This window comes from Curtobacterium sp. MCLR17_059 (assembly GCF_003234665.1).
GTDB lineage: Bacteria > Actinomycetota > Actinomycetes > Actinomycetales > Microbacteriaceae > Curtobacterium > Curtobacterium flaccumfaciens.
In genome coordinates, this window is record NZ_QKSU01000001.1 from 134,488 (window position 1) to 160,572 (window position 26,085).

29 protein-coding genes and 1 tRNA gene are annotated in these 26,085 nt (G+C 71.5%); 21 read left to right on the plus strand and 9 right to left on the minus strand.

What is annotated here, in order from left to right; genetic code table 11:
• Positions 1–121: 121 nt before the first annotated feature.
• The 13 genes from DEJ12_RS00680 to DEJ12_RS00740 all read left to right on the plus strand — a co-directional run bounded on the left by DEJ12_RS00680 (position 122) and on the right by DEJ12_RS00740 (position 13,813).
• Positions 122–1,750 carry an APC family permease gene (locus DEJ12_RS00680; RefSeq protein WP_110863544.1) on the plus strand — a complete coding sequence of 543 codons (1,629 nt, stop codon included), beginning with the start codon at positions 122–124 and terminating at the stop codon, positions 1,748–1,750.
• A 15-nt stretch (positions 1,751–1,765) separates the two neighbouring features.
• Positions 1,766–2,605 (plus strand): urea amidolyase associated protein UAAP1, encoded by an 840-nt coding sequence (locus DEJ12_RS00685; RefSeq protein WP_111028700.1) that lies wholly within the window; start codon positions 1,766–1,768, stop codon positions 2,603–2,605.
• Positions 2,605–3,309 carry an urea amidolyase associated protein UAAP2 gene (locus DEJ12_RS00690; protein WP_111028701.1) on the plus strand — a complete coding sequence of 235 codons (705 nt, stop codon included), beginning with the start codon at positions 2,605–2,607 and terminating at the stop codon, positions 3,307–3,309. Before DEJ12_RS00685 ends, DEJ12_RS00690 begins: the two co-directional genes overlap by 1 nt.
• Entirely contained in the window at positions 3,306–7,007 is a 3,702-nt protein-coding gene (gene uca, locus DEJ12_RS00695; protein WP_375334584.1) for an urea carboxylase, read from the plus strand. Before DEJ12_RS00690 ends, uca begins: the two co-directional genes overlap by 4 nt.
• Positions 7,004–8,743, plus strand: a complete 1,740-nt coding sequence (gene atzF / locus DEJ12_RS00700) for an allophanate hydrolase (protein ID WP_111028702.1) — start codon at positions 7,004–7,006, stop codon at positions 8,741–8,743. Before uca ends, atzF begins: the two co-directional genes overlap by 4 nt.
• Positions 8,744–8,769: 26 nt before the next feature.
• Entirely contained in the window at positions 8,770–9,462 is a 693-nt protein-coding gene (locus tag DEJ12_RS00705; protein ID WP_111028703.1) for a TetR/AcrR family transcriptional regulator, read from the plus strand.
• 30 nt (positions 9,463–9,492) lie between these two features.
• On the plus strand, positions 9,493–10,086 hold the full coding sequence (locus DEJ12_RS00710) for a biotin transporter BioY (RefSeq protein WP_111028704.1): 594 nt from the start codon (positions 9,493–9,495) through the stop codon (positions 10,084–10,086).
• Between the two features lie 85 nt (positions 10,087–10,171).
• The gene (locus tag DEJ12_RS00715; protein WP_111028705.1) at positions 10,172–10,753 is read left to right on the plus strand and encodes a hypothetical protein; all 582 of its coding nucleotides are present in this window, start codon (positions 10,172–10,174) and stop codon (positions 10,751–10,753) included.
• Positions 10,750–11,280, plus strand: a complete 531-nt coding sequence (locus DEJ12_RS00720; RefSeq protein ID WP_111028706.1) for a DUF6611 family protein — start codon at positions 10,750–10,752, stop codon at positions 11,278–11,280. The genes DEJ12_RS00715 and DEJ12_RS00720 overlap by 4 nt, the downstream gene beginning before the upstream one ends.
• 49 nt (positions 11,281–11,329) lie before the next feature.
• Positions 11,330–11,671 carry a hypothetical protein gene (locus DEJ12_RS00725; protein ID WP_071404752.1) on the plus strand — a complete coding sequence of 114 codons (342 nt, stop codon included), beginning with the start codon at positions 11,330–11,332 and terminating at the stop codon, positions 11,669–11,671.
• 104 nt (positions 11,672–11,775) lie between these two features.
• Positions 11,776–12,405 carry a TetR/AcrR family transcriptional regulator gene (locus tag DEJ12_RS00730; protein WP_111028707.1) on the plus strand — a complete coding sequence of 210 codons (630 nt, stop codon included), beginning with the start codon at positions 11,776–11,778 and terminating at the stop codon, positions 12,403–12,405.
• A 26-nt stretch (positions 12,406–12,431) separates the two neighbouring features.
• On the plus strand, positions 12,432–13,145 hold the full coding sequence (locus DEJ12_RS00735) for an NADPH-dependent F420 reductase (protein ID WP_111028708.1): 714 nt from the start codon (positions 12,432–12,434) through the stop codon (positions 13,143–13,145).
• 143 nt (positions 13,146–13,288) lie between these two features.
• Complete coding sequence (locus tag DEJ12_RS00740) at positions 13,289–13,813, plus strand: hypothetical protein (RefSeq protein WP_111028709.1); 525 nt, start codon at positions 13,289–13,291, stop codon at positions 13,811–13,813.
• Here DEJ12_RS00740 and DEJ12_RS00745 read toward each other — a convergent pair.
• On the minus strand, positions 13,773–14,714 hold the full coding sequence (locus DEJ12_RS00745) for an EamA family transporter (RefSeq protein WP_111028710.1): 942 nt from the start codon (positions 14,712–14,714) through the stop codon (positions 13,773–13,775). The genes DEJ12_RS00740 and DEJ12_RS00745 overlap by 41 nt on opposite strands.
• 96 nt (positions 14,715–14,810) lie before the next feature.
• Between DEJ12_RS00745 and DEJ12_RS00750 the strand changes: the two genes are divergently transcribed.
• Positions 14,811–15,308, plus strand: coding sequence for a MarR family winged helix-turn-helix transcriptional regulator (locus tag DEJ12_RS00750; RefSeq protein WP_111028711.1), 498 nt, complete (start codon positions 14,811–14,813; stop codon positions 15,306–15,308).
• Between the two features lie 51 nt (positions 15,309–15,359).
• Here DEJ12_RS00750 and DEJ12_RS18295 read toward each other — a convergent pair whose 3' ends face one another.
• Positions 15,360–17,063 (minus strand): phosphatase PAP2 family protein, encoded by a 1,704-nt coding sequence (locus DEJ12_RS18295; protein WP_111028712.1) that lies wholly within the window; start codon positions 17,061–17,063, stop codon positions 15,360–15,362.
• 304 nt (positions 17,064–17,367) lie between these two features.
• Here DEJ12_RS18295 and DEJ12_RS00760 point away from each other — a divergent pair, with 304 nt between their 5' ends.
• A complete protein-coding gene (locus DEJ12_RS00760; protein ID WP_146245561.1) occupies positions 17,368–17,583 on the plus strand; it encodes a hypothetical protein in 216 nt (71 codons plus the stop codon).
• Positions 17,584–17,623: 40 nt separating this feature from the next.
• Here the strand turns inward: DEJ12_RS00760 and DEJ12_RS00765 are convergent, their stop codons facing one another.
• The 4 genes from DEJ12_RS00765 to DEJ12_RS00775 all read right to left on the minus strand — a co-directional run bounded on the left by DEJ12_RS00765 (position 17,624) and on the right by DEJ12_RS00775 (position 19,618).
• Positions 17,624–18,136 (minus strand): ATP-binding protein, encoded by a 513-nt coding sequence (locus tag DEJ12_RS00765; protein ID WP_111028714.1) that lies wholly within the window; start codon positions 18,134–18,136, stop codon positions 17,624–17,626.
• 160 nt (positions 18,137–18,296) lie between these two features.
• Positions 18,297–18,473, minus strand: a complete 177-nt coding sequence (locus DEJ12_RS17885; RefSeq protein WP_181433074.1) for a hypothetical protein — start codon at positions 18,471–18,473, stop codon at positions 18,297–18,299.
• Between the two features lie 15 nt (positions 18,474–18,488).
• Complete coding sequence (locus DEJ12_RS00770; protein ID WP_111028715.1) at positions 18,489–19,091, minus strand: hypothetical protein; 603 nt, start codon at positions 19,089–19,091, stop codon at positions 18,489–18,491.
• Between the two features lie 437 nt (positions 19,092–19,528).
• Positions 19,529–19,618: transfer RNA gene (locus DEJ12_RS00775), tRNA-Ser, on the minus strand.
• A gap of 143 nt (positions 19,619–19,761) precedes the next feature.
• On the opposite strand from DEJ12_RS00775, the gene DEJ12_RS00780 reads away from it, so the two are divergent.
• Together DEJ12_RS00780 and radA are read left to right on the plus strand one after the other, a co-directional pair.
• The gene (locus DEJ12_RS00780) at positions 19,762–20,769 is read left to right on the plus strand and encodes an SGNH/GDSL hydrolase family protein (RefSeq protein ID WP_111028716.1); all 1,008 of its coding nucleotides are present in this window, start codon (positions 19,762–19,764) and stop codon (positions 20,767–20,769) included.
• A 10-nt stretch (positions 20,770–20,779) separates the two neighbouring features.
• The gene (radA, locus tag DEJ12_RS00785) at positions 20,780–22,141 is read left to right on the plus strand and encodes a DNA repair protein RadA (RefSeq protein WP_027467076.1); all 1,362 of its coding nucleotides are present in this window, start codon (positions 20,780–20,782) and stop codon (positions 22,139–22,141) included.
• A 4-nt stretch (positions 22,142–22,145) separates the two neighbouring features.
• Here the strand turns inward: radA and DEJ12_RS00790 are convergent, their stop codons facing one another.
• Complete coding sequence (locus DEJ12_RS00790; protein ID WP_017887661.1) at positions 22,146–22,529, minus strand: SseB family protein; 384 nt, start codon at positions 22,527–22,529, stop codon at positions 22,146–22,148.
• Positions 22,530–22,809: 280 nt separating this feature from the next.
• Here DEJ12_RS00790 and DEJ12_RS00795 point away from each other — a divergent pair, with 280 nt between their 5' ends.
• A complete protein-coding gene (locus tag DEJ12_RS00795) occupies positions 22,810–23,019 on the plus strand; it encodes a cold-shock protein (RefSeq protein ID WP_017887662.1) in 210 nt (69 codons plus the stop codon).
• 110 nt (positions 23,020–23,129) lie between these two features.
• Here the strand turns inward: DEJ12_RS00795 and DEJ12_RS00800 are convergent, their stop codons facing one another.
• Both DEJ12_RS00800 and DEJ12_RS00805 read right to left on the minus strand, forming a co-directional pair.
• Positions 23,130–23,831 (minus strand): hypothetical protein, encoded by a 702-nt coding sequence (locus tag DEJ12_RS00800; protein WP_111028717.1) that lies wholly within the window; start codon positions 23,829–23,831, stop codon positions 23,130–23,132.
• A 64-nt stretch (positions 23,832–23,895) separates the two neighbouring features.
• The gene (locus DEJ12_RS00805; RefSeq protein WP_071245253.1) at positions 23,896–24,438 is read right to left on the minus strand and encodes an amino-acid N-acetyltransferase; all 543 of its coding nucleotides are present in this window, start codon (positions 24,436–24,438) and stop codon (positions 23,896–23,898) included.
• A gap of 106 nt (positions 24,439–24,544) precedes the next feature.
• Between DEJ12_RS00805 and DEJ12_RS00810 the strand changes: the two genes are divergently transcribed.
• From DEJ12_RS00810 to DEJ12_RS00820, 3 genes are all read left to right on the plus strand, one after another.
• A complete protein-coding gene (locus DEJ12_RS00810) occupies positions 24,545–24,997 on the plus strand; it encodes an SRPBCC family protein (protein ID WP_071245255.1) in 453 nt (150 codons plus the stop codon).
• Positions 24,998–25,189: 192 nt separating this feature from the next.
• The gene (locus DEJ12_RS00815; RefSeq protein WP_035809351.1) at positions 25,190–25,633 is read left to right on the plus strand and encodes a hypothetical protein; all 444 of its coding nucleotides are present in this window, start codon (positions 25,190–25,192) and stop codon (positions 25,631–25,633) included.
• On the plus strand, positions 25,630–26,085 hold the full coding sequence (locus DEJ12_RS00820) for a hypothetical protein (protein ID WP_111024020.1): 456 nt from the start codon (positions 25,630–25,632) through the stop codon (positions 26,083–26,085). The genes DEJ12_RS00815 and DEJ12_RS00820 overlap by 4 nt, the downstream gene beginning before the upstream one ends.

Here is a 26,085-nt window from a genome sequence, read left to right on the forward strand (position 1 = left end):
TACACGCCGGGGCCTGCCGTCACGCACTCGAAACAGACGGGCAACGGCGCCGACACAGGGCCGCAAGACACTTGTCGCACTACCTGTCACCCGACAGGTACTCCGCGAAAGGTCTGCAGTCATGCGTTCTCCGCAAGCACCGCTCCACGCACCGCGCGCCACGTCCGACGTCGACACCCAGGGGCTCGCCCGCCTCGGCTACGAGCAGGAACTCCACCGCGGGGTCGGCTCGTTCTCCTCCTTCGCGGCGGGCTTCTCCTTCGTCTCGATCCTCACCACGGTCTTCCAGCTGTTCGGACTCGGCTTCGGGCTGGGCGGTGCTGCGTTCTTCTGGGCGTGGCCGCTCGTCTTCGGCGGCCAGCTGCTCGTCGCGCTGAACTTCGCGCAGCTCGCGGCCCGCTGGCCCATCTCCGGCGCGATCTTCCAGTGGTCGAGCCGCCTGGCCGGAGCCCGGTTCGGGTGGTTCACCGGCTGGACGATGATCATCGGCCAGATCCTCACCGTCGCGGTGGCGGCCATCGCCGTGCAGGCCGTGCTCCCCGCGATCTGGGACGGGTTCCAGGTCGTCGGCGGTCCGGGCGCGGACCCGTCCGTCGCGTCGCCGACCGGTGCCGCGAACGCGGTGGTCCTCGGGCTGGTGATGCTCGCCGTGACGACGATCGTGAACATCACGAGCGTCCGGCTGATGGCCCGCGTGACGAGCTTCGGCGTGCTCATCGAGATCATCGGCGTGGTCGTGCTCATCGGCGCCCTGTTCCTGCTGCCGCACCGCAGCGCGTCCGTGGTGTTCACGACCGCCGGGTCGACGAGCACCGAGCCGTACGTGTGGGCGTTCCTGGCGTCCTCGCTGATGGCCGCGTACGTGATGGTCGGCTTCGACTCGGCCGGTGAGCTCGCGGAAGAGACCCACAACCCGCGCCGGACCACCCCGAAGACGATCGTCCGGGCACTCACGGTCTCCGGCCTCGGCGGCGGGCTGCTCATCATCGGCGCCCTCGTCGCGGCCCCGAGCCTGACCGACGGCAAGCTCGCCACGCAGGGTCTCGCCTGGGTGATCACGTCGACCCTGGGCGACGTCTTCGGCCGGCTCCTGCTCTGCACCGTCGCCGTCGCGGTCTTCGCGTGCACCCTCGCCGTGCAGACCGCCGGCGCCCGGATGGTCTACTCGATGGCCCGCGAGAAGGCGCTGCCCTTCCACCGCACCCTCGCCCGGGTCTCGCCCCGCACCGGCACCCCGATCGCCGCGTCGATCGTCGTCGGGGTCGGCGCCGGGCTGGCCCTCGCCGTCAACATCGGGCAGTCCGCGATCTTCACCGCCCTGTCGAGCCTGTGCATCGCGATGCTCTACCTGGCGTACCTCGGCGTCACCGGGCCGCTGCTGGTCCAGCGGATCAAGCTCCGTCGTACCGGGCTGCCGACCGGGGTGGACGAGGACGGCAAGCCGCTGTTCACCCTCGGTCGCTGGGGCATCCCGCTGAACGCCCTGGCCGTGGCGTTCCAGATCGGCATGGCGATCAACCTCATCTGGCCCCGGCCGGAGATCTACGACCTGACCGGCACCTCGTGGTGGCTGCAGTACAGCGCCCTGCTCTTCATCGGCGGCGTGCTGCTCGTCGGCTGGGCGTGGTCGAGCTGGCGGCACCGCACGCACGGGCCGATCACCCTGGCCGAGGTCCCCACCACCGCGGCGGTGCCCGTCCCCGCAGCCGCGACTGCGGCGAGCCCGACCGCCGCCTCCGTCGAAGCCTGATCCGGAAGGAACCCCATGCGCGACCTCCACCAGACCGACAGCGTGCTCGCCTCCCGGTCCGACGCACGCGCCCAGGCCGGCGCGCAGTCCGAGTACATGCCGTACCTGCCGGCGTCGTCGTCACCGTTCGCCCCCGAGGGCGTCGACCCCGCTCAGCTCGTCTGGGCCGAGACGGTGGCGCCGGGCGGGTACACGCACAAGGTGCTGGCCCGCGGGTCACGGCTGCGGTTCGACGACCCGACGGGTCAGGCCTGCGCCAACGTCCTGGTGTTCAACGCGCTCGAACCGTGGGAGCGGCTCAACGTCGCCGACACCCAGAAGATCCCGTGGCAGGCGTACCTGGGCCAGGGTTCCCCCCTGCTGAGCGGGGACGGCCGGGCACTCGCGACCGTGCTCGAGGACACCTCGGGGCACCACGATGCGTTCTGCGGCACCTCGACCGACGCCTGGAACGAGCGGAAGTACGGCGACGCGGCACCCGAGGGGCGCACCCCGAGCGGTCGGTCGCTGTTCGCGAAGGCCGCCGCCAAGCACGGGCTCACCAAGCGGGACCTGCCGCCGAGCATCTCGTTCTTCCAGGGCGTGCGGATCGACGCCGAGGGGGCGATGACCTTCACCGGTTCGGCCGGCGCTGGCACCCACGTCACGCTCGTCGCCGAGCTGCCGCTGCTCGTGCTGGTCGCGAACGTCGCGCACCCGATCGACCCGCGCCCGGACTACCTGGTCGGACCACTGCGGGTGCACGCCTGGCGCGGGGCCCCGACGACCGCGGCCGACGAGCGGTTCACCGCGACGCCGGAGCTCACCCGCGCCTACCTGAACTCGATCGACCACGCGGAAGCCCGAGGCCTGTGATGACCGACACGACGACCCACACCCCCGCCTCGACCGTCCCGGTCGGAGCCGTCCACGACCCGGACGTCGCCCTCGACTGGAGCGAGTCCCTGGTGCCGGGCACCGTGGTCCGCGACGACCGGGTCGCCCCGCTCGCGCCGTGGTCCGCCGTGGTCCGCGCCGGCGAGGTGCTCACCATCGTCGACGTCGGCGGCAACCAGAGCGCCGACTGCCTGCTCTACGACGCCCACGACCCCGACGAGCGGTACAGCGTGCCGGACACCCTCGCCGCACAGGGCAACGCGTACGTCCGGACCGGCACCGTCCTGATGTCGAACGAGGGCCGCCCGCTGATGACCGTCGTCGCGAACGAGATCGACCGGCAGGACACCATCGGCGGCGCGTGCTCGAAGGAGTCGAACACCCTGCGGTACGGGCACCACACCCAGTACCAGCACGGCTGCCGCGAGAACTTCCTGGCCGAGGCCGGCCGCCACGGACTCGGTGCCCGCGACATCGTGTCGAACCTCAACTGGTTCATGAACGTGCCGGTCGAGGCCGACGGCGCCCTCGGGATCGTCGACGGCATGAGCGCCCCCGGCAAGCGGGTCGCGATCCGGGCCGAGCGGGACGTGCTCGTCGTCGTCTCGAACTGCCCGCAGATGAACAACCCCTGCAACGACTTCTCCTGCACACCGCTGCGCATGATCGTGGTCCAGCCGTGACCGCCGCGCCCGACCCCACCGGGACCGCCACCGTGAACCAGACCCCCGCCCTCAGCACCGACACCGTCCTCGTCGCGAACCGCGGTGAGATCGCCCGCCGCATCATCCGCTCCGCGAAGGCGCTCGGCATGCGCACCGTCGCCGTCTACTCGGACGCCGACCGCGCGGCACCCCACGTCCGCGAGGCCGACACCGCCGTCCGGCTCGGACCCGCACCCGCCCGCGACTCGTACCTGCGCATCGACGCGGTCGTGCAGGCCGCGAAGGACACCGGCGCCGGACTCGTGCACCCCGGCTACGGGTTCCTGTCCGAGAACACCGAGTTCGCCCAGGCCTGCGAGGACGCCGGCATCCGGTTCGTCGGGCCGACCGCCGACCAGATCGTCCGGTTCGGCGCGAAGCACACCGCCCGCGAGCTGGCCGCCGCCGCCGGGGTCCCGATGCTCGCCGGCACCGGGCTGCTCGCCAGCGTCGACGACGCCGTGGCCGAGGCCGAGCGCATCGGCCTGCCCGTCATGCTCAAGGCCACCGGGGGTGGCGGCGGGATCGGCATGCAGGCGTGCTCGACCCTCGACGAGGTCCGCGAGGCGTACACGAGCGTCGTCCGCCTGGCGACCGCGAACTTCGGGTCGGCCGGCATCTTCCTCGAGCGGCTCGTGCGGCCGGCACGGCACGTCGAGGTCCAGCTCTTCGGCGACGGCGAAGGCCGCGTCGCGGTGATCGGCGACCGCGACTGCTCCCTGCAGCGCCGCAACCAGAAGGTCATCGAGGAGGCCCCGGCACCGGCACTCCCCGAGCACGTCCGCGCCGAGCTGCACGCGTCCGCCCGCCGCCTCGCCGAGAGCGTCGGGTACCGCAGCGCCGGCACCGTCGAGTTCGTCTACGACCCGGTGCGCGAAGAGGCGTCGTTCCTCGAGGTGAACACCCGCCTGCAGGTCGAGCACCCGGTCACCGAGGAAGTGTTCGGCGTCGACCTCGTCGAGCTCATGCTCCGCCTGGCCCGCGACGGCGCCGACGGCATCGGCCCCGACGTGTTCGACCGCACCTGGACCCCGAACGGCCACGCCGTCGAGGCCCGCGTCTACGCCGAGGACCCGGCGAAGGGCTCGCTGCCCTCCAGTGGCCTCGTCACCCAGGCCGTGTTCCCGAGCGCGACCACCCCCTCCGGCGAGCGCACCGGCATCCGCGTCGACGGCTGGGTCGAGACCGGCTCCGAGGTGTCCGCGTTCTACGACCCGATGCTCGCCAAGGTGATCGCCACCGGGGAGACCCGCGACGACGCGCTCGACCTGCTGCGCGACGGGCTCGCGGCCACCCGCATCGACGGCATCGTCACGAACGCCGGGCTCCTCCGTGCACTGACCGACGACCTCGAGCTCCGCACCGCCACGCACTCCACCTCGACGCTCGACGCGACCGAGGACCCGGACCCGCGGATCGACGTCGTCGCCCCGGGCACCATGACGATGATCCAGGACCTGCCGGGCCGGGTCGGGTACTGGCAGGTGGGCGTCCCGCCGAGCGGCCCGTTCGACGCGGCGTCCTTCGCCGAGGCGAACCGCGCCGTGGGCAACCCGGACGGTGCCCCCGCGCTCGAGGTCACCGCCACCGGCCCGACGCTCCGGTTCTCGGCCGCCGCGGTGGTCGCGCTCACGGGTGCGCCGGCGCCGGTGACCCTCGACGGCGAACCCGTGGCGCTGTGGGAGCCGGTCGAGGTCGGCGCCGGGCAGACCCTGGCGATCGGCACGGCCCCCGGTCCGGGCCTCCGCACCTACCTGGCGGTCCGCGGCGGCTTCGACGTGCCGACCTACCTCGGATCGACCGCGACCTTCACGCTCGGTGGCTTCGGCGGCCACGCCGGTCGGGCCCTGCTCGCCGGCGACGTCCTGCGCCCGGGATCCCCGGACTCGGACGCCCCGCACCCGGCGTTCCCGTCCGGCACCCGTCTGGGCCTGGTGGGCGGTCCGACCCCGGCCGACCGCCGCACCGCGCTGACCGACGCGTGGGAGATCGCCGTCACCGAGGGGCCGCACGCCGCACCGGACTTCTTCACCCGCGCCGACCTCGACGTCTTCTACGCCACCGACTACGCCGTGCACCACAACTCGGCACGCACCGGCATCCGGCTCATCGGGCCGCGGCCGGAGTGGGCGCGGACCGACGGCGGCGAGGCCGGTCTGCACCCGTCGAACATCCACGACACCCCCTACGCGGTCGGTGCGATCGACTTCACCGGGGACACCCCGATCATCCTCGGACCGGACGGGCCGTCGCTCGGCGGCTTCGTCTGCCCCGCCGTGGTCGCCAGCGGCGACCTGTGGAAGCTGGGCCAGCTCCGACCGGGTGACACGGTCCGGTTCGTCCCCGTCCGCGAAGCCGACGCCGCCGCGCTCGACGCGCACCGGGCCTCCAGGACGGTGCCGCGCACCGGAGGCGACGGCGACGACGGCGTGATCGCCCGCCTGGACGCGACCGACGTGCGGCCGAGCGTCGCGTACCGACGCGACGGCGACGACAACGTGCTCGTCGAGTACGGCGACATGACCCTCGACATCGCGCTGCGGATGCGCGTGCACGCGCTCATGACGAAGCTGCAGGAGCACACGCCGAAGGGGATCCTCGACATCACGCCGGGCATCCGCTCGCTGCAGGTGCACACCGACGCGTCCGTGCTCAAGGCGCGCGACGTGGCGGGGCTGCTCCGCGAGCTCGAGGACGAGATCCCGCCGACCGACCAGCTCGTCGTGCCGTCGCGCACCGTGAAGCTGCCGCTGTCGTGGGACGACCCGGCCACCCGCCTGGCGATCGAGCGGTACATGAACGGCGTCCGGAACGACGCCCCGTGGACGCCGTGGAACATCGAGTTCATCCGTCGCATCAACGGGCTCGAGAGCGTCGACGACGTCTTCCGCACCGTGTTCGACGCGAGCTACCTGGTGCTCGGCCTGGGCGACGTGTACCTCGGTGCCCCGGTCGCGACCCCGCTCGACCCCCGGCACCGCCTGGTCACGACGAAGTACAACCCGGCCCGCACCTGGACCGCCGAGAACTCCGTCGGCATCGGTGGTGCGTACCTGTGCATCTACGGCATGGAGGGTCCGGGCGGCTACCAGTTCGTCGGCCGCACCGTGCAGATCTGGAACCGGTTCCGCCGGGGCGGGCTGTTCCAGGAGAACCCGTGGGCGCTGCGGTTCTTCGACCGGATCGAGTGGTACCCGGTCGGTGCCGACGAGCTGCTCGAGCTGCGCGCCGAGACGGACGCCGGACGGGGCTCGTTCGAGACCGTCGAGGGCGAGTTCTCGATCGCGTCGTACAACCGGTTCCTGGCCGACAACGCCGGGTCCATCGCCGACTTCCGGGCCCAGCAGGCGCAGGCGTTCGGCGAGGAGAAGGAGCGGTGGCGGGCATCGGGCGAGTTCGACGTCCGTGACGAACCGGCCGCCGTGGTGGCCGACGCCGTGACCGTGCCCGAGGGGTCGACCGCCGTGTACGCCCCCTTCACCTCGACCGTGTGGCAGGTGGACGTCCGCCCGGGTGACCGTGTGGACGAGGGGCAGAAGCTGCTGGCCGTGGAGGCGATGAAGATGGAGTCGATGGTGCACGCACCGGTGCCGGGCCACGTGCTCGAGGTGTACATCAAGCCGGGCGACCAGGTCGCGCCGGGGCAGGTCCTCGCGGCGATCGGAGCGGCAGCGTGAGCGGGGCCGTCGCGGCGAGCGCCGGCCCGACCGCCGCCACCGCGGCCGCCACGACGTCCGCCGCGGCCCGCGTCCGCGACGCCTTCGCCCGCATCGACGCCGTCGACCGCCCCGAGGTCTGGATCACCCTGCGCGACCGCGCCGACGTGCTGGCCGAGGCCGAAGCCGTCGACCCGACGCTGCCCCTGGCCGGCCTGCTGTTCGCCGTGAAGGACAACATCGACGTCGCCGGCCTGCCCACCACCGCAGCCGCCCGCTCCTACGCCCACGACCCCGCCGCCGACGCCACCGCCGTCGCCCGGCTCCGCGCCGCCGGTGCCGTCGTCGTCGGCAAGACGAACCTCGACCAGTTCGCCACGGGCCTGGTCGGCACCCGCTCACCGTTCGGCACGGTCCGGAACGCCTGGGACCCGACGCGGATCTCCGGCGGCTCGTCGAGCGGTTCCGCCACGGCGGTCGCCCTGGGCATCGTCGACTTCGCGCTCGGCACCGACACCGCCGGGTCCGGCCGGGTGCCCGCCGCGCTCGGCAACCTGGTCGGGGTGAAGCCGACGAAGGGGCTCGTGCCGAACACGGGCGTCGTCCCCGCCTGCCGCTCACAGGACTGCGTCACGGTGTTCGCCCGGTCGCTCGACCTGGCGCGCACGGCGGCGGAGCTGATGGCCGGTCCGGACGGCGTCGACCCGCTCGCGCGGCCCGACCTCGCCCTCGCCGACCTGCCGGCCGTCCCGCGCATCGCGGTGCCGCTGCCGTCGCAGCTCGAGGGGCTCGCACCCGGCTGGGCCGAGGCATTCGCCGCGGCCGTCGACCGGTTCCGTGCGCTCGGACACCAGGTGGTCGAGGTCGACATCGCACCCCTGCTCGACGCCGCGTCGCTGCTCTACGACGGCGCGTTCGTCGCGGAGCGGTACGCGGCCGTCGGCGCCCACATCGAGGCCCACCGCGACGAGGTCGGTGCCGACCTCGACCCGTCGGTCGCCGCGATCGTGCTCGGTGGCGCACGACCGACCGCCGCGGAGCTCTTCGCCGACCAGGAACGACTCGACGCGTTCGGGGCAGCGGGTCGCGCCGCGCTCGAGGGCACGACCGCCCTGCTCACCCCGACGACGACGTGGCACCCGACGCTCGAGCAGGTCGCGGCCGATCCGATCGGCGCGAACAGCCGGATGGGTCGGTACACGAACTTCGCGAACCTGCTCGACATGGCCTCGCTCGCCGTGCCCGCCGGCTTCGTCGACGGCCTGCCGTTCGGTGTCATGCTCACCGGCCCGGCGTTCAGCGACCGGCGCCTGGCGGCGTTGGCCGCCGCGTTCGTCGCCCCGACCGTCGACCTGCTGGTCGTCGGGGCGCACCTGCGCGGTCAGCCGCTGAACGGACAGCTGGTCGCGTCCGGCGGATCGTTCGTCCGGGAGGCCCGCACCGCTTCCGACTACCGGCTGTACGCCCTCGACACGGTGCCGCCCAAGCCCGGGCTGGTCCGCGTGGGTCCGGTCGCGTCCGGCGCTGCTGCGCCGGGGTCGGGCTCGGGCTCGGGCATCGTCGGGGAGGTCTGGCGCCTGCCCGCCGCCGGCTTCGGCACCTTCGTCGCGGCCCTGCCGGCACCGATGGCGATCGGCACCGTGGCACTCGACGACGGCACCGAGGTCACCGGGTTCCTGGTCGAGCCGTTCGCGGTCGAGGGGGCCGAGGACATCACCCACCACGGCGGCTGGCGCGCGTACCGGGAGCAGTCGTGACGGACACCGGCTGTCAGGATGGGGGCATGTCCCCCGACGACCGGCCCGTGCGCCCCGGCCGACCGCGGGTCGTGCCGAACGCCGACTCCGCGCTGAGCCCGCGCGACCAGATCCTCGACGCCGCCGCCGCGCTGTTCGTCGAGAACGGCATCAGCGCGACCTCGACCCGGGCGATCGCCGAACGGGTCGGGATCCGGCAGGCCTCGCTGTACTACCACTTCGCCGGCAAGGACGACATGCTCGTCGAGCTGCTCACGACCTCGGTGCGCCCGAGCCTCGAGCTGGTCCGCGGCCTCGAGCAGCTCGTGCCGGAGTCCGCCTCGGCAGCAGGGGCCCTCGCCGCGCTGGTCGTCGCCGACGTGGACACCCTCGCCCGCACGCCGCACAACATCGGCACGCTGTACCTGCTGCCCGAGGTGCAGGGCGAGCGCTACGACGGGTTCCGGGCCGAGCGCGTCGAACTGCAGGAGGCCTACGGGCGCCTCGGCTCGCGCGCTGCCAGCCCGGAGGTCGCCGCCGGTGTCTCGCCGTCGCGCCTCGGTGCGGTGCTCATCCAGATCACCGAGACCGTCATCCAGCTCCGCCGGTCCGGCCCCGTGCAGGACGCCGACCGCGACGCCCTCGTGGCGACCTGCCTGCGCGCCTGCGGCCTCGACACCGCCGCCGTGGCCGAGGCCCGACGCGACGCCGAATCCCTGCTGGCCGCCGTCGCGGTCTGACCCTCCCTCTCCCCTCTGCAAGGAGTCACCATGACCACGATCACCCCCGCCGCACACCGTCCGCTCGCCGACGCCCTGCTCCCCCGCACCGCTGTCGTCAGCACCGCCCTGATCCTCGGCGGCGCACTGCTGACCGCCGGTGCCGCACAGCTGTCCGTGCCGATCTGGCCCGTCCCGATCACCGGGCAGACCCTGGCCGTGCTGCTCGTCGGCAGTGCGCTCGGTGCCCGTCGCGGTGCCCTGTCGATGCTCGTCTACGCACTGCTCGGCGTCGTCGGACTGCCGGTCTTCGCGGACGGTTCGGCCGGGGTCGGCGTGCTCGTCGGCCCCTCCGGCGGGTACATCGTCGGCTTCGTCGCCGCCGCGGCCCTGGTCGGCTGGGTCGCCGAACGCTTCGGCGACCGCCCGCTGCGGAACGCGCTGCTGTCCTTCGCCCTCGGCACCGTCGTCACCTTCGTCGCCGGGATGGCCTGGCTCGCGGTGGCACTCGGCCTCGACCTGCAGCAGACCCTGCAGTACGGGCTCTACCCGTTCGTCCTCGGTGGCGTGGTGAAGACCCTGATCGGCGCCGGCGTGATCTCGCTCGGGTGGACCGCGGCACTCCGCTCGGCCACCCGCCGGTGAGCGCTCCGTCAGGACTCCGCCCCCGGCCGTAGGGGTTCCGTCAGGAGGCCTTCCGCGCTGCTCGAGCCCGCGAGAGCGTGAGGTCGTGACACTGACTGCGATCATGCCGACGCTCCGCGCGTCGCTCCCCGATCCGATGGACCCGTCCCTCTGGCCGGCCCACACCGTCGCGACCACCGACGACCTGCTGGTCTCGGCGATCTCGATGGTCCGGCTCGCCGACCTCACCGGCACCCCGACCGTGCACACCGCCGAGCAGTCCCCGCCCCGGTACCGCCCGCGCGGCTGGGCACCCCGGGACGTGAGCGTCGCCGTCGCGTCGGTCACCCGCGTGCGGCGACCGCGCACCGGGGTGGTGCTCCTGGAACTGGACGCGGTCCTGCCGACCTGTGCCGTGCTCGACCAGGTGCGCCTGATCGGACGTCGGAGCACCGCTCCCCTCTCGCCGATGTACGTCGTCACCCGCTGTGACGGTCAGGCCGACGGTCCGTTCCACCGCCTCCCGGCTCCATTGCCCGCCGACGTCCGCGAAGGCGACCTGGTCTGCTTCCCGTGCCTGGCGACCGTCCGGCACCGCGACGTCGTCGAGCCGGTCCGGGCGGAACTCGAGCCGGTCCGCGCGGAACTCGAGCCGGTGCGCACCGAACTCGCGCCGGCGGATCGATGACCACGGCGCTGCCGGTCCGCACCCGGCTGCTCGACGGCACCCACCTGTGGGGCCGGTACACGATCCGACCCGTCGGGCGGACGCTGTGGAGCTCGCGGACCCTCGTCGTGTTCCCGCCCGGCACGACCACCGGCGAGCGCCTGCTGCTGCGTGCCTGGCACGTCTGGCCGGCCGTCGGGGCGGTCGTCGCCCTCGCCGCCCTGGTGCTCGCCGTCTCGGTCCCCGCCGTCGGTACGACCACCGCGCTGCTCGTCTACGGCGGTGGCTTCGCGATCCTCGCCCGCACCACCCGCTCGCTGCGACCACGGGTGCGGTCCGTCACCGTGACGACGTTCCTGGGCGACGGCCGCCGCGAGGTCCACGGCGACGAGCGTCTGCTCACCGGCTCCCTGGACGCGCTGTCGATCCTGGAGCAGGCGCTCCGGGCCGACCGCATCCGCCCCGTCGACTTCGAGCTGATCTGGGGCGATGTGTGGAACGCCCTGGAGTCCCCGGACCCGGACCACCGCGTGCAGCGGTCATCCTGAAGCCGGTTCCCGCGCCGCGCGTTTGTATGGGTCCGGGAAGGAGTACGCGATGAAGCACATCCACTACGACGCCACCACGATCCTGGTCGGTGACGACGTCGCCGACGCCGTGATCGAGTACGCCGCGGCCCTCGCAGGCGGGGACCGAGCGGACACCGTCGACGTGCCCGCCGTCGCCGACGACGGGACGATGACCACCACGAAGATCCTCATCGGACCCTCGAGCGAGATCGTCATCGAGGACGCGGAAGAGGACGAACTCGAGATGGACAACGGGGAGTTCGTCGGGCGGCTGCGCGCCGCCGCGAAGACCTTCGGGCACAGCGAGCCGATCCACGCGAACACGCGGTCGGACCTGGCGGACGCGGCGGAGGCTGCCGAGGAGTCCTGACGCCCGGGCGTCGCGCTTCCGCGACGAAACGGAGAGCGTCTCCTGTACTGTGGTGATTCCGGAGAGCCTCTCCGGTACTCGACGCCGCAGCCTGGAGGCCCGCCATGCCCGAGCAGACCGCTCCCGCCGGGCGCGCGCCGCGTTCACCGCACTCCCCGCGTCCGCCGCGTCCCGCGCGCGCTGACGCGCTGCGGAACCGGGACCACATCCTGCGGGTCGCGGAGCGGGCGTTCACCGAGCAGGGCGTGTCCGGATCGCTCGACGCGATTGCCAAGCGGGCCGGCGTCGGCGCCGGCACCCTGTACCGGCACTTCCCCACGCGCGAGGCCCTGCTCGCCGAGCTCCTCGCCGCGCGCGACGAGCACCTGGTGGCCCGTCGCGAAGCCCTGCGCGACGGCTCCGTCGACGCCGCCGACGCCCTGCACGGCTGGCTCGACGCCGTCACCGAGTGGGCGGGCACGTTCGACGGACTGCCCGAACCGCTCCGCGCCGCCGCCTCGTCCGACTCGTCGCCGCTCGCCCTGACCTGCCAGGGGTTCATCACCACCACGGACGAGTTCCTCCGCGCCGCCCAGCGTTCCGGTCGTGCGCGTGCCGACGTCCGCGCGCGGGACCTGTTCCTCGCCGCCCTGGCGACCAGCTGGGTCCGGGGTGCCGCGATGGCCGACGACTCGTCGTCCGCCGCGCTCTCCGCCCTGTCGCGGCGGGGCTGGGAAGCCCCGCTTCTTCCTTGACGTCCACCTCCTTGAAAGGGCACCACATGAACCGCATCGGCATCATCGGCAGCGGCGCCATCGGCACCGCGATCGCACGCCTGGCCGTCGCCGCCGACCTCGACGTCCTCATCGCGAACTCGCGCGGCCCCGAGTCGCTGCAGGACCTCGTCGCCGAGCTCGGTCCGCACGCCCAGGCCGGCACCGTGCGGCAGGCCGTCGAGTTCGGCGACGTGCCCGTGCTCGCCATCCCGCTCACCGCCTACCCGGCACTCGCACCCGACCTCGACGCCTTCGCCGGGCGGACCGTGCTGTCGACGGGCAACTACTACCCCGGTCGCGACGGCCGGATCGAGCAGCTCGACAGCCTCGCGACGACCACCGCCGAGTACGAGCAGACGCTCCTGCCCGGCACGCGGATCGTCAAGGCGTTCAACAACATCGTCGCGCACCACATCCCGAACCTCGCCGGCTCCGCGCCCCGCACGGCGCTGCCGATCGCGGGCGACGACGAGCAGGCCGAGGCCGTGGTCGCCGAGCTCGTGCAGCTGCTCGGGTTCGACACCGTGGACGCCGGGACCCTCGCCGAGTCGTGGCGCTTCGAGCCGGAGTCCGGGGCGTACACGGGGATCTACGCGGCGAGTGCCGAGGGGTTCGCGGCGGACTACCTGGCCGATCAGGGAGCACCGTTGCCCGCCGCGCGGCTGCGGGACATACTGGCGGTGTCGCACCGGGCGGATGTGGCGAACCGGCAGTTCTGACGATCGCGGCTCCAGGGGGACACTTGCGACGACGAAACCATCAGCTCCTCACTGCAGCAGCGAGCGTGGTCTGCATCGCAGTGGTCACCGGGTTGTCCGCATGTGCCGCGCCAGGGGCTGCCTCCGGGCCGGAGCCCGATGCGTTGAGCGCAGCGCGAGCGGAGACCATCCTCGACGCGAATGCCGACCAGGCGTGGCAGCTGGTCGAGTCACGCCATCCGGGGCTCGAGCGGCCGGCGGTCGACCGCGTCCGGACCGTCTCGCACGCCGACTGGGCCCCGACGCAGGAACGGTGCATGACCGCGGCGGGGTTCCCGCAGGCGAAGGCGATGCCCGACGCGAGCCTCGCCTCCGGGCAGGTCCCGGACGCACGGTCCGAGGCGTTCGCGGTCGCTGAGTACACGTGCGGGGCCAAGTACCCCATGGCCGCGAAGTACCAGACTGCCTTCAACGAGTCCCAGCTGGAGTGGCTCTACCGCTACTCCACGGGCGAGCTCACGAAGTGCCTGCAGGACCACGGCATCGCGGTGGGGCGCGGCCCGAGCGAGCAGGAGTTCGTCGACAGCGACGGGGCGTGGTCGCCGTACCGGTCGGTCGATCTGCCGCAGTCCCAGTACTACGAGCTCGTCACCGCCTGCCCGGAGATCCCGGACTCGATCTACGGCTGAGCGGCTCGGAGGAAGGCCCCCGAGACACCGCTCGTCCGAGCTGCCCACCCAGGGAACCGAGGAGCGCGACGACGAAGCCGACGATCTGCAGCGGCGACAGCGCCTGGCCGAGGACGACCCACCCGAGCACCGCAGCGGTCAACGGGCTGAGGACGCCCAACAACGCGATCCGGGCCGACGGCAGCACCCGTGCGCCTCGGAACCAGACGCTGTAGGCCAGGGCCCCACCGACCAGCGTGAGCCAGGCGTACCCCGCGTACCCGGCGGCGGTCGGCTGCCACGGCCCGCTGTCGACGATCGGGATGAGCGGGGCGATCACCACGCCCCCGACGATGAGTTGCCATGCGGTCGAGGTCAGGGGGTGTGTGCCCTCCGGGGTGCCCCACCGACGAGTGAGCAGGAGCCCCAGTGCCATGGACACCGTGCCGAGCGCCGCGGCCGCGAGCCCGAGCACGTCGAACACGGCACCTCCGCTGAGGGAGACGAGCGCGACGCCCACCAGGGCCACGACTCCCCACGCCACGTGGGTGAACGCGGGCCGTCCCCACCGCAGCGCCAGGGTGAGGGCCACGACGACGAGCGGCTGGAGCGCACCGACGATGGCCGCCAAGCCACCCGGCAGCCGGTCGGCCGCGACGAACAGCAGCGGGAAGAAGCACCCGATGTTGAGCATGCCGAGCACGAACGTCCGGAGGCGCCAGCCCCTCGGTGGGACTCCCGGCCGGAGCGCGAGCAGCAGCAGGCCTGCGGGGAGCGCACGGAGGACACTCGCCGTCATCGGGTGATCGGCGGGCAGGAGCTCGGTGGTGACCACGTAGGTCGACCCCCACACGATCGGCGCCACTGCCGCGCTGAGCGTGAGGCCGGCCGTCGCCGACGTGGACAGTGGGCGATCGGTCATCGGAGCCTCGGTTCCTTCATGCTGAACTTCTCAACGTTGAGACATTATGGCTCCGATAGGCTCGCGTCGAACAGTTCAGCGTGAAGGAGTGGTCCGGTGGAGGATGCCGTCGATCGAGTCCTGGCCCAGTGGGGCCGGGAACGACCAGACCTCGACGTCCGCGCGATGGCCGTCATCGGGCGCATCGGGCGCGCCGAAGCGATCCTCGACCGGAAGGTCGGTGCCGTCCTCGCTGAGCACGACCTACTGCCGGGTGAGTTCGACCTCCTCGCGACCCTCCGACGTTCGGGATCGCCACACCGGCTGGCCGTCGGACAGATGCTCGCCGCCACGATGGTGACCTCGGGCGCCGTCACGAACCGCTTGAACCGGCTCGTCGCGAAGGGCTACGTCACGCGGGAGACCGACCCCGCGAACCGACGGAGCGTGCTGGTCACGTTGACCGATCACGGGCTGACGGTGGTGGACGCGGCGCTGGCCCGGCACGTCGAGAACGAACGGGCGCTCCTCAGCACGCTGAGCAGCGACGAGGAGCAGCAGCTGGCCGGGCTCCTCCGGAAGCTGCTGCTCGGCCTCGGTGACGGGGCGGCCTGAGCACAGCCCGTCGTGCCGGCCGCACTCGGAGCCGACCTGACGCGCTCCGCTTCAGGCGGCGCCGTGGCCCCGGCTGTGCCCGTGGCCGTGCTTCGTCGCGTTGGCGTTGACGAGGTGCAGTTCGTTGCCGTGGCGCTCCACCACGGGCTTGTACCCGGCGGGCAGGCCGGCGACGCGGACCCGGCTGAAGCTCGAACCCTTCGCGATCCGGTCCGCCGTGATCAGGACCACGTCGTTCGCCACAGCCGTGCCCTTGGCGACGTGCACCCGCAGCGTCCCGCCGAACGACGCCGTGCCCTCGACGCGCAGGGCCGGACGGGGTCCGGAGACACTCAGCGAGAGTACGGCGTGCGAGCGCTGCGTCAGGTTGCCGCCGATGCGGATCACCCTCGTGCTGGCCTCGGCGAGCGTGCCGGAGACAGTGGTCACCGACCCCTTGCCCAGGGCAGCAGCGGAGTCCGCGATCAGCGTCCCACCGCGGACGACGGTGCCGCCGGTGTAGCGGTTCGAGCCGGCGAGGGTGAGGGTGCCGGTCCCCCGCTTGGTCAGTGACCCGGTCCCGCCGATGTCGTTGCGCCAGGTGTCGGCGGCGTCCAGTCCCTTCTCGGCGGCGTCCATCGAGACGCTCACCGCGCTGTCGAACGCTCCGTAGCCGGACGCTGCCGAGAAGAGGTCGAGGCGCCCCCACCCTTCCGCATCGTCCAGCAGGGGGTAGCCCGACGGCAGCGCGGTCGTCCGGAGCACCTCTCGGATCTGGTCGTCGCTGAGGTACGGCAGGCGGGTCCGCAGGAGCGCCTCGGCACCCTTCGGCACCGTGGCGGGGATCGTCTTCGCGCCGGTCCGCGTGAACCCGTACGTCAGACGCCCGCGGTAGTCCTTCTTGTCCGCTGCGTAGTCCGCGTCCCGATCGACCGTGCTCGGGCTGGCGGCGGCGAGCACCTTCTCCGCCTGCTGGTGCGCCTGCTGCTCGAGCTGCGTGTTGGCCGGGTCGTTCAGGACGGCCGCCGCCAGAGCAGTCGCCAGGACTCGTCCCCCCATGACGTCGAGCGGTGAGTGCATCCCCGCGACGATCCGACTGTTGCCGATCTCCGAGCCGTTGGCGAGGAGCTCGGTGTACTTCTCCGGGTACGCGTACGCGAACGCCAGGGAGGCCAGGTAGCCGGCGTTGGTGTGTCCGCTGGGGAACCCGCCGTCGGTGGCGGGCGTCGGGGACTTCTCGGGGACGAGCTGCGGCAGCACCTTGACGTCCTGGCTCTGCCGGTACGGCCGCGCGTACTGGTAGTACTTCTTCGCGTTGCTGGCCGAGGAGTAGTCGCCACGCAGCGTGTTCACCAGCTGGACGACGTCGCCGAGTTCCGAATCGGGGTCCGCCCACGACCCCTTCGCGTTGCCCTGGTCGACGTACTGCTTCGTCGTGGCATCCGCCGGGATCTCGTCGGGGATCGTCGTGCCGGCGTTCGTCGCGGTCCGCACCGCGTCGGACAGGTCACCGAACCCCGCGATGGCCGAGTAGCTCTGGTTCCGTCGGTCGATCAGGTACGCCTCGTGCCCCTGCGCATCCGTGCGGGTCTGCGTGGTCCGCGCTGCCTGCGCGATGTTCGAGTCCAGGATCCGCTGCGCTGCGGCACTGGTTGCGACCCCGTTGTCCCACGACGATCCCGGGCTCCACAGGTTGCCGAACTGCGACAGCACCCCGGTCGCGGCGTTCGTCTCCGGCGTCGTGGCGGCAGGGGTGTTCGTCTTGTAGGTGTCCACGAAGTACCCGTAGGCCCCTGGACGCGGCGCGGTCCGCGATGTCGCCGCGGACGCTCCCGCCGGAGCGATCAAGGACACGGCGCACGCCACCGCCAGGACCCCCAGCACCGTGCGGGCCCGACGTCTCGGAACAGCGATCAGGAACCGGCGCATGGCGTTCTCTCCACTCGGGGCGTGGTCACACAATTCGGTGACACAGAGCAGAAGCGTGGCGCAGGCCCGTGAACCGGAAGTGGCAGGTGTGTGAACCACCGCCGTACTCGCGCTGTTGCTCACCACGAACCCCGCCGGGTACGGCGACGACATGTTCGCACTCATGACCCCTCGACGCGTTGCACTCATGACGCTGGGGCTGCTGGTCATCATCATCGGCTTCGTGTTGATGGCCCACTCGGACGGCAGGCTCGACCGTCTGGCGGCGGTTCTCGTCGTCGTCGGGTTTGCTCTGCTCCTGTTCACAACGGCGCGACCGGGTCAGGCGGCGCTCGCGCGCTACTGGAGCAGGTACGAGAGGAAGTAGCCGCGCACCCGTCACTCCCGCCGGACCGTCGAACTGTCGGTTACCGGACGTGGAGCTCGAGGTAGTCAAGGGCCCGGCGCACCGTCTCTTCTAGCGGGCGGGTGCTGTCGATGACGAGTCGATCGTCCGTGCGGGGCTCGTACTCGTCGGCGGCCCGCTGCACCTCGTCCCACGTCGGCAAGGTGAACCCAGGCAGGTCATTCGCACGCTGCTCCACCCGGCGACGGTGCTCGTTGACGTCCGCACACACGACCTCGATCACGCGCAGCGGAACCCCGGCGGCTTCCGCTGTCGACGCCCATCCAGCCCGAGCGGGTTCCGCGCCACTCACCGCGTCGGCGATGACCACCTGTCCTCGCCGCAGATTCGGCACCGCGATGGCGTGCATGACCGAGTAGGCGGCGATCCCGGACTGCTCGCGCGGAATCTGGTACTTCCACATCGCGCCCTCGATCGCATCAACGCGAAGCGTCAGTGAAGGCGTCAGCTCCGCGATCGCAGCAGACAGCGTCGACTTCCCTGCGCCGGGAAGACCACAGACCTGAACCAGCATCGGCAACTCCTTCGTTCCCCGGAGCTCCTTGTCTATCGGTCCTGGACGCGCAGCACCAGCGAAGTGGATACCTTCGTCGGCTTCCGATGACGTGTCCGAATGCCGCGCCGTGAAGCCCTCGGACGGGCGAGATCTGCACCGTCGCAGCGGCTGACGCACGTCACGACGCGCGGGGCCCGTTCGCGCGCACGTCGTCGGCCTGCGCCTCGTCGAGTACCCAGAATCCGGTGTGCTCCGGGTAACGCTCCCGCAGGTAGGCCCGCACGGCCCGCCCCGGACGAGACTCGTTCGTGTAGCCGAGCTCGGCTGCCAGCTCTCGCGGTGTGTACGTCGTCATCGGTTGCTCTCCCTCTCAGCCGCGCCCGCGCAGCCGCCGAAGCCAGCCGGAGCGCGTAGTGGTCTCGCTACTCGCCTGGGGTGGTGACTCCCCCGCCGCCGGCACGGGCCGAGTCATGGGCGCCGGCGCGCCGATCGTGATGGTCAGCTCGCGCTCCGCAGGGTCCGGGATCGGCGTCATCGGCCAGTCCGACGGCTCGTAGTTGTCCGGAACGACGTACCCGCCGCAGTCGACGACCTCGCCGGCGGCGTTCACCGTGACGTGCTGCACGTACAGCGTCCCGTAGTCGAAGTCGTAGGGGCTGGGCCCGTCCGGTGCGTACGCCGTCTGCTCGCGAAGCCCCTTCGACCAGGAGAGCCGGCCGACGGCGCCTTCGTCCGACGACGCCCACCAGTGGGTCCCTCGCCACTCGACGTGGAGCTCGTCGCCGACGCGGACTGATCCGATGTGCTCGGTGACCGTCGACTGGTACAGGCTCGACAGCATCGGCGTTCCTCGGCCGGCGTACACACCTGCCATGAGCCCCGCGACACCGAAGCGACGATCGCCGTTCTTGTGCGTCGAGCCGAGCTGCGGATGCCCGTCCGCTGCCGCCGGCGGTCCTGCCGTCTGCGCCATCACCCCTCCTCGTGCTCGCTGCCCAGGCTACGAGCCGATCAGCCGAGAGCCACTGCGACGGCCAGCCCGCCACCGACGAGCACCGCCGTGAGCCCTCCGATGATCGCGGCCAGTCGTTGATCCCTGTTCATCCCCATGCGTCGAGCCTAGGAGCCGCGGGCACTCGACCGACCACCGCCGGAGCGATCGACGTCATCGACATCCGCAGACAGACGCAGCATCAGGTCACTTCAAAGGGTGGGACTCAAACCAACGCATAGTGCCACCTATCGCAAGTTCCGGAGCCCACGACCGCAACGGAGTCGGGTGTCACCTTCGTCGAGGAAGACGACGGCCACCGAGTAACGGCCCGGAAGTTGCGGTTGCTCACACCTTCCCGGGACAGAGCGAAAGAGCCCCAGATCCCCGTTGTGACGGGGATCTGGGGCTCTTTGCGTTGGCGGTACCGGTGGGATTTGAACCCACGGTGGAGTTGCCCCCACACATGTTTTCGAGACATGATCCTTCGGCCGCTCGGACACGGTACCGGGAAAGAGTTTACACGATCCGGGAGGCCCGTGATGACACCCCGGGCCGGGTCGCCCTCCACAGGGGGTCACCTGCAGGGCTCTCCCCACACCCACAGGTCCTCCTCGTCTCCGGCAAGACCGGCGGGCGTACCGTCCACGGCATGAGATCCCGCACGCTCATCGCACTCCTCACCTCCGTCGTCGGCAGCCTCGGCGTCGTCGGTGCCGCAGCCGTCGGTGCCCGCGCCGGCGTGAAGGGCCAACGGGCAGCGGCGCAACGGGTCGTCGACATGCTCCCGATCCACGCCGACTGGTGGCGCGAACGACAGCAGCACGAGGGGCAGCTGCTCTACGTGGCGATCGGTGACTCGGCGGCACAGGGCGTCGGTGCAACCGCACCCGGGCGCGGCTACGTGGGGCTGCTCGCACGGCGCATCCGGCACCGCTCGCACATGTCCGTGCGGGTGGTGAACCTCAGCGTCTCCGGTTCGACCACGTGGGGCGCGAAGCGTGACCAGCTGCCGAAGCTCCGGCACTACGCGCCCGACGTCTGCACGGTGTCGATCGGGGCGAACGACATCGCCGACTTCGATCCGGACAAGTTCGAGCGGAACATCCGGGCGATCTACGGCGCGGTGCCCTCGCACGCCGTGGTGGCCGAGCTGCCGTGCATGTTCGTGCCGGACCGGGAGCGCAAGGTGGCGGTGGCGAACGAGATCGTGCACCGGGTGGCCGACGAGTTCGGGCTGACCGTGGCGCCGCTGCACACCATCACGAAGCGCGTCGGGGTCCGCCGCACCTTCTTCAACAGCTACGGCGACCTGTTCCACCCGAACGACCGCGGCTACGAGGTCTGGGCGAGCGCCTTCGAGCCCGCGGTCGACGCGCGCGTCGACACCGTGGCGGCGATCCGGCACTACCTGTCCGTGCGCGAGGCCGAGAACCTCGGTCGCGAAGCCGGGGCGGTGGCGAACGCCCGCGCCGAGCAGGACACCGACGGTGCCGAGGCACTCGACCACGCCTCGCGCCAGGGTCCGGGGCCGGTCGAGCGCCTGCGCCACCGGATGACCGGTTCGATCGCAGTGCCCGACGAACGAGACCGGTCGGACGAACCAAGCGGACCAGACGAGCCGGACGATCGCGCCGGTGATGTCGGCCGTACGGCCTAGCCTCGACGACATGGCGCGCCCGCAGTCCCTCTACCGTTGCACCGAGTGCGGCTGGACCAGCATCAAGTGGGTCGGCCGGTGCGGTGAGTGCCAGACCTGGGGCACCGTCGAGGACAGCTCTGCGGCGTCGGCGAGCACCCGCGGCACGTCAGCGGTCGCCGTCACCGGCGCCCGGGCCGCGCGACCGATCACCGAAGCCCGCGGCACCTCGGTGCAGCGCTGGCAGACCGGCATCGGCGAGTTCGACCGCGTCCTCGGCGGCGGCGTGGTGCCGGGTGCCGCGGTCCTGCTGAGCGGCGAGCCCGGCGTCGGCAAGTCGACCCTGTTGCTCGAGGTCGCCTCCCGAGCCGCAGCCTCGGGCAAGCGCGTCCTCTACGTCAGCGCCGAAGAGTCCGTCGACCAGGTCCGACTCCGTGCCGAACGCACCGGGGCGATGCACGACGACCTGTACCTGGCGAGCGAGGTCGACCTCGGCGTGATCATCGGCCAGATCGACCAGGTCCAGCCCGACCTGCTCATCGCCGACTCCGTGCAGACCATCTCGTCGAGCTCGATCGACGGCATCGCGGGCGGCACGTCCCAGGTGCGCGAGGTCGCCTCGACCCTGATCCGCATCGCGAAGGACCGCGCCCTGCCCGTCCTCATCGTCGGCCACGTCACGAAGGACGGCACGATCGCCGGCCCGCGGCTCCTGGAGCACCTGGTCGACGTCGTCTGCCACTTCGAGGGCGACCGGCAGACGGCACTGCGCTTCGTCCGGGCGCTCAAGAACCGCTTCGGCCCCACCGACGAGGTCGGGTGCTTCGACATGGGCGGCGACGGCATCCACGAGGTCCCCGACCCGAGCGGCCTCTTCATGTCGAAGAACGCCACCCCGGTGTCCGGCACCTGCGTCACCGTCGCACTCGAGGGGCGTCGGGCGCTGCCGGTCGAGGTGCAGGCGCTCATCGTCCCGAGTTCGGCGCCACAGCCACGCCGGGTCGTGAACGGTGTCGATGCCTCCCGTGTGGCGATGCTGCTCGCGGTGCTCGAACGCCGCGCCGGCCTCAAGCTGTCCGACGCCGACGTCTACGTGTCCACGGTGGGCGGCATGAAGCTCACGGAGCCCGGCGCCGACCTGGCGATCGCGCTGGCCCTCGCGAGCGCCGCACGAGACCGTCCGTACCCGCACACGCTGGCGGCCGTCGGCGAGATCAGCCTCGCCGGCGAGATCCGTCCGGCCACGGGCACGAAGCAGCGCGTGAACGAGGCCACCCGCCTCGGGTTCACGACCGTGCTCGGCTCGGACTCCGGGCACCTGCGCGAAGCCCTGCGTGTGGCGTTCTCGATGACGCAGTCCCCGCGCGAACGCGAGCTCGACCGCGCGTTCTGAGCGGCTACGCGCGCAAAGCGGCCAGCAGGTCCGCCGGCGCGGCCTGCATCGTGTGCGGGCCGGCGATGTCGAAGAACACGCCCTCGAGCATGTCGAGGTGGGCGGCCAGGAACTCCTCGAGCCGCGGCCCGTCGTAGACCATGACCTGCCGGATCTTCTCGTCCGGCACCATCGCCGTGTAGGCGTCCGCCGACGAGAACAGCAGCAGGATGCGCTTGTCCGACCCCTCACGGCCGAACACCCGCACCTGCATGTCCTTCTTGCCGGTGACGAGCCGGGGGACGATCACGATGTCGTGGCGGAGCGCGAACGCCACCGCAGCGACGTCCTGCTTCGCGAGGGCTTCCTCGAGTTGTTCGCTCCGGAAGCGCTGTTCCTTGTCTGCCATCAGCTCAATTCCACCAGATTTTCGTCGTTCCGTGACGCACGGGTAGCCAGTCGGCCCAGAGCACGCTAGCCTGATGGAACCGCTTCGGCGGCGCTCAACGTCCGGGCGAGGTGGTTTGCCCCTCAACCCGGGCCCCAGGGTCACTGGCCGACAGGCCTGGCCCCGAACCCGTCCCGCCGGCACCTGCCCGCGTGGCGCATCACCCCCGTCGACGTACGTCGGGGTCTCCGTCGGTGCATCTGCACCTTGGCGGAAGCAAGAAAGCTAAGGAAACGCCATCATGGCATCTACCGGTACCGTCAAGTGGTTCAACAACGAAAAGGGCTTCGGCTTCATCGCCCCGGACGACGGCAGCGCTGACGTCTTCGCGCACTTCTCTGCGATTGCTGGCAACGGCTACAAGTCGCTCGAGGAGAACCAGAAGGTGGAGTTCGACATCACCGAGGGCCGCAAGGGCCCGCAGGCGGAGAACATCACCGTCCTCGGCTGATCACATCAGCTTGAACAGGCCCCGTCGTCTTCGGACGACGGGGCCTGTTGCTGTTCCCGGCGCCCTGCTCGGCACAGGCCAGCCGGAACCGCGAACCGCGCACCCGCCGCCTACTGCAGGATGAACTGCACCGAGGTCTTCGACTCGAGGTTCCCGACGGCGACCTGCAGGTGGTAGCTCGCGCCTCCCGCGGTGACCGCCGGCCGTGACGAGTCGCACGTCGAAGTGGACGAGCGGGTGCGGTCCCAGGCGATCGCCGGGGTCGTGAGCGTCTGACCCGACTTGATCGTGACGTCCTGGTTCGTGCCGCCGGTCTGGCAGTCCTTCGACGACCAGTACTGCTCCTGGCCGGAGCTGATCGTCAGCACCTGCTGCGCCGATCCGAGGTCCAGGTGGCAGGAGTTCGTGCCGGAGTTCTTGATCGACATCGCGATCTTCGGGTCCTCGGTGGGGCCGTAGGCCGACTTGTCGAGCACCGGGGTCAGGACGATCTGGTCCTTCGTGCAGGTCGAGCCGTCCGCGGCAGCGGGCTTCGTCGCAGCAGCCGAGGCGGAAGCCGCCGGCTTCGGCGCCGCAGACCGCGAGGACCCGGAACCGGAACCGGCAGACCCGGCAGACGACGCACCGGCACCAGACCCGGCACCAGCAGAGGCCGACGCACTCGGCGCCGCCGACGTGGCCCCGCTCCCCCGCCCGACGACGATGAGCACCACGACCAGGACGACGACCAGCAGCGCCGCGAGCACGAGCGCCCGGCGGCGCCAGTAGACGACCGGCTTCTCGGGCCCGACGGGGTGACGCAACGACGACATGCGCACAGGGTAGACAACGGCGCGGGCCGCACACGGCCACCCCGCCGGGCGGCACGAGAAAGCGTCAGAGGTTCTTCAGCATGCGGGTGTTGCCGAGGGTGTTCGGCTTGACCCGGGCGAGGTCGAGGAACTCCGCGACCCCTTCGTCCGACGAGCGGACCAGTTCGGCGTAGACGTCCGGTGACACGACGCTCTCGCCGATCTCCAGGTACCCGTGCTTCGCGAAGAAGTCGACCTCGAAGGTCAGGCAGAAGATCCGGGCGACGCCGAGTTCGCGGGCGTCGTGCTCGAGCGCTTCGAGCATCCGGTGCCCGACGCGCTTGTGGATCCACTGCTCGTCGAGGGCGAGCGTGCGCACCTCGGCGATGTCGTCCCAGAAGACGGCGAGCGCGCCACACCCGATCGGGGTGCCGTCGGGCCCTTCGGCGATCCGGAACTGCTGGATCGAGCCGTACAGGGCGACGTTCTCCTTGCCGAGCAGGATGCGCCGGTCGACGTAGGGGGCGATGAGCCGCTGGATGTGCGGGACGTCCGAGGCGAGCGCCGGACGCACGAGGATCCCGTGGTCGTCGCGCTCGTGGAACGCGTGCTTGCCGTGCTCTGTCATCCGCCTCACACTACTGCGCAGCGACGGACGGACCCGCATCCGCCGAAGCCGCAGGGGGACAGCGCTGCTGAGTGCCGCCCAGGTCGATCGGCCTACCGTCCGGTGCATGCCTCAGATCATCGAAACCGTCGACGTCAACGTCCCCGTCCGCCAGGCCTACGACCAGTGGACCCGTTTCGAGGAGTTCCCGCACTTCCTCGACGAGGTCGAGAAGATCGTCCAGGTGGACGACAAGACCACCGACTGGACCGTGAAGATCGCCGGCCAGGAGCGCGAGTTCCGGGCCCTCATCACGGAGCAGCACCCCGACGAGCGTGTCGCCTGGACCGTGAAGGACGGCGAGACCGACCACGCCGGTGTCGTCACCTTCCACAAGCTCTCCGACGCCGAGACCCGTGTCACCGTGCAGATCGACTGGGAGCCCTCCGGCATCCTCGAGAAGCTCGGCTCGGTCGTGGGCGTCGGCGGCCACGCCGTCAAGAAGGACCTGCAGAACTACAAGGAGCGCGTCGAGAACGCACCGACCCAGCCGGGCTGGCGCGGCGACGTGCAGGCGTAGTCCGCACCACACGACGGACGGGAGGCGCGGTGCCAGCTGGCACCGCGCCTCCCGTTCGTTCGTCCCCCGTTCGGCATCCCCCCATCGAAATGCCGACCTGACGAGCGAGCGCGAGCCTGGCAGAGTGGTGACACCGGCCGACGCGCTGGATCAGTTTTATCATGTCTGAGACAGATGTGAGAGTGGGGACACGTGATCGAGTACAACGACGACGACGCACACCGTCGGGAACTGTCGCGCAAACTGCAGCTCCTGATGGACGTCGTCGAGGCCAACTCGGGCCAGCGACCCCCGTACAAGGAGATCGCCGCCGAGATCGAGGCGCAGGGCGCGTCGATGAGCCGACCGCGCTGGGGCTACATGCTCGGCGGCAACGGTCCGGCCGTCCGCGACCAGCGACTCCTGGCGGCCCTGGCGACCTACTTCGGCGTCCCGGCGGAGTACCTGACAGACGCGGCCGGCAACACGGATGTGCCGGAGCGGGTGCAGGCGCAGCTGGAGCTCGTGCTCGAACTCCGCAAGCGCGAGGTGGTGGCGTTCGCCACCCGGCGTCTGGGCGAGTTCGCCTCGGCGGACGAGATCCGCGACTTCACCGACCACCTGCGTCGCCTCGACGAGTCGGGCGGCACCCCGTGAGCGGGTACCGCGACCGCTTCGACGCCCTGCGTCGGCAGACCGAGGCCCGTCGCCGCGTGCAGCGCCTCGGGCTCCCCCGTCGGCTGTCCCTGCCGGAGCTGACCGCCCGCGCCGAGGCGGCGCTCGGCAAACCGATCCACGTGCGCACGACGGAGCTGCCGGGCGACCTGTCCGCGCGGCTCATCCAGCGCACCGACCACGCCCTGCTCGAGACCCGCCCCGGGCTGTCCGAGCGCTCCCGGGTGGCCTGCGTGCTGCACGAGCTCGCCCACGTGTTCATGGACGACACCGGCTGCGACCACCAGGCGTACACGGGGCTGCTCAGCGGCCGGACGGCGTTCACCCGCTCGCTGGACACCCCGCACGAACAGGCCGTCGAGCTCGTCGCCGATCAGCTCGCGCTGCGGATCGGGCTGCTCGACCCCGAGGGCCAGCCCGGGATCTTCCGGTGA

Bases quoted from the DNA above. Each gene is read 5' to 3' on its own strand.
- DEJ12_RS00680 (WP_110863544.1), top strand. From the start codon at position 122: ATGCGTTCTCCGCAAGCACCGCTCCACGCACCGCGCGCCACGTCCGAC.
- DEJ12_RS00685 (WP_111028700.1), top strand. From the start codon at position 1,766: ATGCGCGACCTCCACCAGACCGACAGCGTGCTCGCCTCCCGGTCCGAC.
- DEJ12_RS00690 (WP_111028701.1), top strand. From the start codon at position 2,605: ATGACCGACACGACGACCCACACCCCCGCCTCGACCGTCCCGGTCGGA.
- DEJ12_RS00705 (WP_111028703.1), top strand. From the start codon at position 8,770: ATGTCCCCCGACGACCGGCCCGTGCGCCCCGGCCGACCGCGGGTCGTG.
- DEJ12_RS00710 (WP_111028704.1), top strand. From the start codon at position 9,493: ATGACCACGATCACCCCCGCCGCACACCGTCCGCTCGCCGACGCCCTG.
- DEJ12_RS00720 (WP_111028706.1), top strand. From the start codon at position 10,750: ATGACCACGGCGCTGCCGGTCCGCACCCGGCTGCTCGACGGCACCCAC.
- DEJ12_RS00725 (WP_071404752.1), top strand. From the start codon at position 11,330: ATGAAGCACATCCACTACGACGCCACCACGATCCTGGTCGGTGACGAC.
- DEJ12_RS00730 (WP_111028707.1), top strand. From the start codon at position 11,776: ATGCCCGAGCAGACCGCTCCCGCCGGGCGCGCGCCGCGTTCACCGCAC.
- DEJ12_RS00735 (WP_111028708.1), top strand. From the start codon at position 12,432: ATGAACCGCATCGGCATCATCGGCAGCGGCGCCATCGGCACCGCGATC.
- DEJ12_RS00745 (WP_111028710.1), bottom strand. From the start codon at position 14,714: ATGACCGATCGCCCACTGTCCACGTCGGCGACGGCCGGCCTCACGCTC.
- DEJ12_RS00760 (WP_146245561.1), top strand. From the start codon at position 17,368: ATGTTCGCACTCATGACCCCTCGACGCGTTGCACTCATGACGCTGGGG.
- DEJ12_RS00765 (WP_111028714.1), bottom strand. From the start codon at position 18,136: ATGCTGGTTCAGGTCTGTGGTCTTCCCGGCGCAGGGAAGTCGACGCTG.
- DEJ12_RS17885 (WP_181433074.1), bottom strand. From the start codon at position 18,473: ATGACGACGTACACACCGCGAGAGCTGGCAGCCGAGCTCGGCTACACG.
- DEJ12_RS00770 (WP_111028715.1), bottom strand. From the start codon at position 19,091: ATGGCGCAGACGGCAGGACCGCCGGCGGCAGCGGACGGGCATCCGCAG.
- DEJ12_RS00780 (WP_111028716.1), top strand. From the start codon at position 19,762: ATGAGATCCCGCACGCTCATCGCACTCCTCACCTCCGTCGTCGGCAGC.
- radA (WP_027467076.1), top strand. From the start codon at position 20,780: ATGGCGCGCCCGCAGTCCCTCTACCGTTGCACCGAGTGCGGCTGGACC.
- DEJ12_RS00790 (WP_017887661.1), bottom strand. From the start codon at position 22,529: ATGGCAGACAAGGAACAGCGCTTCCGGAGCGAACAACTCGAGGAAGCC.
- DEJ12_RS00795 (WP_017887662.1), top strand. From the start codon at position 22,810: ATGGCATCTACCGGTACCGTCAAGTGGTTCAACAACGAAAAGGGCTTC.
- DEJ12_RS00800 (WP_111028717.1), bottom strand. From the start codon at position 23,831: ATGTCGTCGTTGCGTCACCCCGTCGGGCCCGAGAAGCCGGTCGTCTAC.
- DEJ12_RS00805 (WP_071245253.1), bottom strand. From the start codon at position 24,438: ATGACAGAGCACGGCAAGCACGCGTTCCACGAGCGCGACGACCACGGG.
- DEJ12_RS00810 (WP_071245255.1), top strand. From the start codon at position 24,545: ATGCCTCAGATCATCGAAACCGTCGACGTCAACGTCCCCGTCCGCCAG.